The organism is Kitasatospora sp. NPDC004289, from assembly GCF_053602875.1.
Genome location: NZ_JBSGEL010000149.1, coordinates 1 through 5,982, shown reverse-complemented (window position 1 = coordinate 5,982; position 5,982 = coordinate 1). Strand labels below are relative to the sequence as shown.

The window sequence follows — 5,982 nt, the reverse complement described above, 5'->3', positions numbered from 1 at the left end:
ACACCAACCCCAGCCGGGAAACCCTCGGCATCGAACATCTCACCGAGACTGACATCGAGATCGAACTTCGCCACCACATCGGCACTCACCCCCACGGGCCGAGCCAACGCGCTTGGGACCGCTCCCCCCGCCCGTACGCCCGGCAGGGCGAGCCCGGTCCGAGCGGTGTTGTCCACGGTGAGCATGACCTGGAAGAGCGGGTGGCGGGCCAGCGAGCGCTCCGGGGCCAGTTCCTCCACCAACCGGTCGAACGGCACGTCCTGGTGGCCGAAGCCGGCCAACGCCGTCTCCCGGACCCGGCCGAGGACCTCGAGGAAGGTCGGGTCTCCGGACAGGTCGGTGCGCTGCACCAGGGTGTTGACGAAAAACCCGACCAGATCGTCGAGGGCCACGTCCATACGGCCGGCGTTCGTCGCACCGATCGGGATGTCGGTGCCCGCACCCAGCTTGGAGAGCAACACGGCCAACGCCGCCTGCGCCACCATGAACAGCGTCGCGCCCTGCTCCCTCGCCAGCCGCACGAGGTCCCGGTGGACGTCGGTGGGCAGGGCGAGCTCTACGGAGTGCCCGCGGTAGCTGGCGACGGCCGGGCGAGGCCGGTCGGTAGGCAGCTCCAGCTCCTCCGGTGCGCCGACCAGCGTCTCGCGCCAGTAGGCGAGTTGCTGCGAGAGCACGCTCTGCGGGTCGTCCTCCGACCCGAGCACTTCGCGCTGCCAGAGCGTGTAGTCCGCGTACTGCACGGGCAGCGGAGCCCAGTCCGGCGCCCGGCCCTCCCGGCGGGCCGCATAGGCCGCCGAGAGGTCGCGAGCCAGCGGGCCCGTCGACCAACCGTCGGATGCGATGTGGTGCATCACCAGGGCAAGGGTCTGCTCGCCCTGGCCGGTCCTGAACAGCCAGGCCCGGATGGGGATCTCGTTCTCCAGGTCGAAGAGATACCGGGTCACCCCCGCCACCGCCGCAGCCAGCTCCTCCTCAGCGAGATCGACCACGTCGAATCGGAACCCCGCCTGGCCGAGCGGCAGGACGCGCTGGTAGGGCTCGTCGTCGTCAACCCCGAACACCGTCCGGAGCACCTCGTGCCGGCCCACCACGTCAAGCAGCGCAGCGCCAAGCGCGTCTGCATCCAACTCACCGGCCAGCCGCAGCACCACTGGGATGTTGTAGGTCGCGCTCGGCCCCTCCAACTGCCCCAGGAACCACAACCGACGCTGCGCAAACGACAACGGCACCATCAGGACTCCTCCTGTCGACGCATCGGCCGCAGTGCCGGCCTTGCTGCTTTCTGAGTTCCGGTTGCGAGATCGCCGATCTCAGGGGCGAGCCGAGCCACTGTCGGGGCCTGGAACACCGTCTTCACGGCCACCTCAATGCCCAGCCGGTCACGTAGCAGGCTGGTGAGGCGAACAGCGAGCAGGGAGTGCCCGCCGAGGGCGAAGAAGTCATCGTCCACACTGACCGACTCGACTCCGAGGATCTCGGCGAACGCTGCGCAGAGCGCCTTCTCCTGCTCGGTCTCGGGCTCCCGGCCAACGCCGCCGGTTGCGTAGTCGGGGGCGGGCAGGGCCTTGCGGTCCAGCTTCCCGTTCACCGTCAACGGCAGCGCATCGAGCACCACCACCGCCGCCGGGACCATGTACTCCGGCAGCCGGGCCGCCACGAACTCCCGCACCGCGCCCGGCAGATCGTCCCCATCCCCAACCGGAACCACGTACGCGACCAAGCGCTTGTCCCCTGGCACGTCCTCACGCACCACCACCGCGGCCTGCGCCACCGAAGGCCCGGAGACCACCGCGGCCTGGACCTCACCCAGCTCGATCCGGAAACCCCGGACCTTCACCTGGTCATCGGCACGGCCGGCGAACACCAGCTCACCCTCAGCCGTCCAGCGGACCCGGTCACCGGTGCGGTACATCCGGCCCCCGGCCACACCGAACGGGCACGCCACGAACCGCTCCGCCGTCAGACCCGGCCGGCCCACATACCCGCGCGCCAGACCCGGCCCCGCCACATACAGCTCACCCACCACACCCACCGGCACCGGACGCAACGCGGCATCCAGCACGAACACCCGCGTGTTCACGATCGGCCCACCGATCGACGGCAGCTCACCCGCCCTCAGCGGAGCACTCATCGTCGCGCACACCGTCGTCTCCGTCGGCCCGTACGCGTTCACCAGACGCCGGCCCTCGGCCCAACGGGCCACCAGCTCGGCCCCCAACGCCTCACCCGCCGACACCACCGTCGACAACGACACCACCGAACCCGGCTCCAGCACCGCCAGCACCGCCGGCGGCAGCGTCGCATGCGTAACCCCGTACCGGGCCACCAACTCCACCAGCGACGGACCCGGCAACAACTCCCCCGCCCCCGCCACCACCAACCGCGCACCCGAGCAGAGGGCCATCACCAGTTCCCAGCTCGCCGCATCGAAGCCCGGCGAGGCGAACTGCAGGACTCTGCTGAAGCGATCCACCCCCAGCCGCGCGGCTTGCGCAGACACCAGGCTCGCCACACCAGTGTGCGAGACCGCCACGCCCTTGGGCCGGCCGGTCGAGCCGGAGGTGTAGATCACGTACGCAGGGTGCGCCGGCAACAGTCCGGAGGACACGGCGCTGGCGTCCAAGCCCGCGACCGTCACCAAGACTGCCGGGTCGTCGAGGACCACAACCGGCACCCCGATCAGCACAGGCACCTGGTCCTCGCAGTCCTGCGAGGTGAGCACACACGTCACCCTGGCATCGCGGAGCATGAACGAGATCCGCTCCGCCGGATACTCCGGATCAACCGGCAGATACGCCCCACCCGCCTTCAACACCGCGAGCAGACCAACCACCAGATCCGCGCCACGCTCCAAGCAGACCGCGACCACCGACTCCGGACCCACACCCTGACCCACCAACAACCGAGCAAGCCGGTTGGCACGGGCATCCAACTCCGCATAACTCAGCTCAACGCCACCACCAACCACCGCCACCGCATCCGGCATCCGGGCCACCTGCACCCCGAACAACTCCGGCACCGTGACCGGCGCGACCTCAACCGCCGTGTCATTCCACTCGGCCAGCACCCGATGCCGCTCCTCGGCATCCAGCACATCCACCACACCGATCCGCACCAACGGATCAGCCACCAACTCACCAAGCAACCGCGTCCAACGCGCGACAATCCGCTCCACCGAACCAAGATCGAACAGATCCGCCGCACCAATCACAACACCACGGATCCCAGCCGGTTCCCCTGCCTCGTCCAGCTCCTCTCCGACGGTGAACATCAGATCGGCCGTCGCCCGCGAGTTCGCGACCGTCTGGACCACCGCGTCCACGCCGGGCAGGGAGAGCCCCGCTCGCTCGTTGTTCTGCAGGGTCAGTTCCACCTGGAAGAGCGGGTTGCGTGCCAGCGAGCGGGACGGCGCAAGCTCCTCCACCAGCCGCTCGAACGGCACGTCCTGATGCTCGAAGCCAGCCAAGGAGGCCTCTCGCACGCGGGCAAGGACGTCAGCGAAGGTCGGATCACCGGACAGGTCGGCCCGCACCACCAGGGTGTTGACGAAGAACCCGACAAGGTCGTCCAGCGCCTCGTCGGTACGCCCGGCGTTTGCCGTGCCGATCGGGATGTCGGTACCCGCACCCAGCTTGCTCACCAGCACGGCCAGCGCCGCCTGCAACGCCATGAAGAGGGTGACGCCCTCGTCCTGCACCACCTTCACCAAGGCACGGTGCAGCTCCGCGGGCACATCCAGCGGCACAGCGTGCCCCAGGTAGCTCGCGACCGCCGGGCGCACCCGGTCACCCGGCAGCTCCAGCTCCTCCGGCGCCCCGGCCAACGCCTCACGCCAGTAAGCGAGTTGCTGCGAAAGCACGCTCTGCGGGTCGTCCTCCGAACCGAGCACCTCCCGCTGCCAGAGCGCGTAGTCCGCGTACTGCACCGGAAGCGGGGCCCAGTCTGGCGCCCGGCCCTCCCGGCGGGCTGCGTACGCCTCGGAGAGGTCGCGGCCGAGCGGGCCCATCGACCAGCCGTCGACGGCGATGTGATGCGCCACCAGAACGAGCACCTGCTCGCCCGGGCCTGCGGTGAACAGCGTCGCCCGGACGGGAAGTTCGGCGGCCAGGTCAAAGACGTGCCCGGACTCCGCCGCCACCGCAGCGGCCAAGGCGTCGGCCGTCACCTCGACGGTCCGGAGGGCGAGGCCCGACTCGGCAACCGATTGCACCCGCTGGTACGGCTCGCCGTCCGCGACCTCGAAGACCGTTCGCAGCACCTCGTGCCGCCCCACCACGTCCAGCATGGCCACGGCCAGGGCGTTGACATCCAGGGCGCCGTCCAGGCGGCGGACCATCGGGATGTTGTAGGTCGAGCTGGGGCCCTCCAGCTGGCCCAGGAACCAGAGCCGACGCTGCGCGAAGGAGAGCGGTACCAGCTCCTGGCGCGGCCTGGCTTCCAGCGGGGGTCGGGCCGGACCGGACAGCGCGGCCACCACGGAGGCCAGACCAGCCGGGGTAGGTGCGTCGAAGAGCTTGCGCACCGGCACCTCGACCCCTAGCAGGGCCCGCACCCGGCTGGCCAGCCGGACCGCGAGCAGGGAGTGGCCGCCGAGCGCGAAGAAGCTGTCGTCGACGCCGACCGACGCCACGCCGAGGACCTCGGCGAAGGCCGAGCAGAGGATCGCCTCGCGGGCGTCGGCGGGGCCGCGCGAGCTGGCTCCCGTGCCGACAGGCTGGTCGGGCGCGGGCAAGGCCTTTCGGTCCAGCTTTCCGTTGACGGTGAGCGGCAGCGACTCGAGCATCACCGTCGCCGACGGCACCATGTACTCCGGCAGGGAGTCGCGCAGGGCAGCCAAGATGGACTCGGCGAGCTCAGCCTGGCCCGACCAGCGCAACGCGGCCGGCTCGGCGTCGGCCCCGGTGTCCGCCACAGGCGCGGCGTCGGGGCGGACCGCGTACAGGTTGTACAGCGGGATGTTCTGCAGCAGGCGGTTGTCCTGCTCGCGCACCACGTCGTAACCGAGGGAGGCGAGCAGGCCCTCAACCAGCGCCAACCGGCCATCGACGTCGTGGAGTTCGACGACGAGCTGACGGATCTTCGGCCAGTCGGCCTCATCGATGCCCTTGAGCACCTCGTACTCGGCGTTCTCCACGTCGACCTTCAGCAGGTCGATGCGGTCGATGCCCTGCTCAGCGATGACCTCCGAGAGGGTCCGCAGGCGGCAGACGAACTGCTCGCTGTCCAGGCGGGCGTCAACCAGTTCGTCGACCAGTGCGTCACCGGCAGCCACGCCACCCTCGGTCAGCTCCTCCTGGTTGCGCAGGTAGGAGCGAACCATCTCGTGCGCCTGGGTGCTGGTAGTACGGCTGCTGGAGATGACGGTGTTGTGCCGGTAGAAGGTGAAGGTCTCCTCCTTGGCCTCGGCCGCGATACCGCAGTTGAAGACCGTGGCGTTGAGGCCGTACAGCTCCGCGTTGCGGCGCAGGGTGTCGAAGACCGGCGGGATCGGCTCGAAGGCGTAGATCCGGGCGTCGGGAACCCGCAGGCCGGCGAACAGGGTGAACATGCCGATGTTCGCGCCCACGTCGAGGATGGTCGCCCCGACGGGCAGGGTGATGCCGTTGCGCAGGTACTCGAGGTTGGTGAAGATCTCCTCGTATACGAAGTCGGTCTCGCTCCGATTCTGGTGAAAGACCGTCATGCCGTTGGGGAGTTGGTACGTGCGCTCCAGCACCTCCGGCTCGGTGCGCCCGATCCGCAGGAGCTCTCGCACGGGGTGCGCGCGCTGCGCCGAAGGCACTACGTAGGCGACCAGGCGCTTGTCGTGTTCCCCAAAGTCCCGGACGACGACCGCGGCGTCCTCAACACCCGGATGAGTGCCGAGCCGTGCCTCGATCTCACCGAGCTCGATGCGGAAGCCGCGGACCTTCACCTGCTCATCCGCACGACCCAGATACTCCAGCAGACCCTCCGCCGACCACCGCGCCAGGTCACCCGTGC

The 5,982-nt window shown here is 69.5% G+C and carries 2 protein-coding genes; both read right to left on the bottom strand.

Translation table 11 applies throughout. The annotated features are described in order from the left end of the window. The coding region (locus ACWEPF_RS39400) for a condensation domain-containing protein (RefSeq protein WP_452176457.1) at positions 1–1,232 on the bottom strand (1,232 nt) is incomplete at its 3' end. Further along, a partial coding sequence (locus ACWEPF_RS39395) for an amino acid adenylation domain-containing protein (RefSeq protein ID WP_452176456.1) occupies positions 1,232–5,982 on the bottom strand: 4,751 nt, incomplete at its 5' end. The genes ACWEPF_RS39395 and ACWEPF_RS39400, both read right to left, overlap by 1 nt.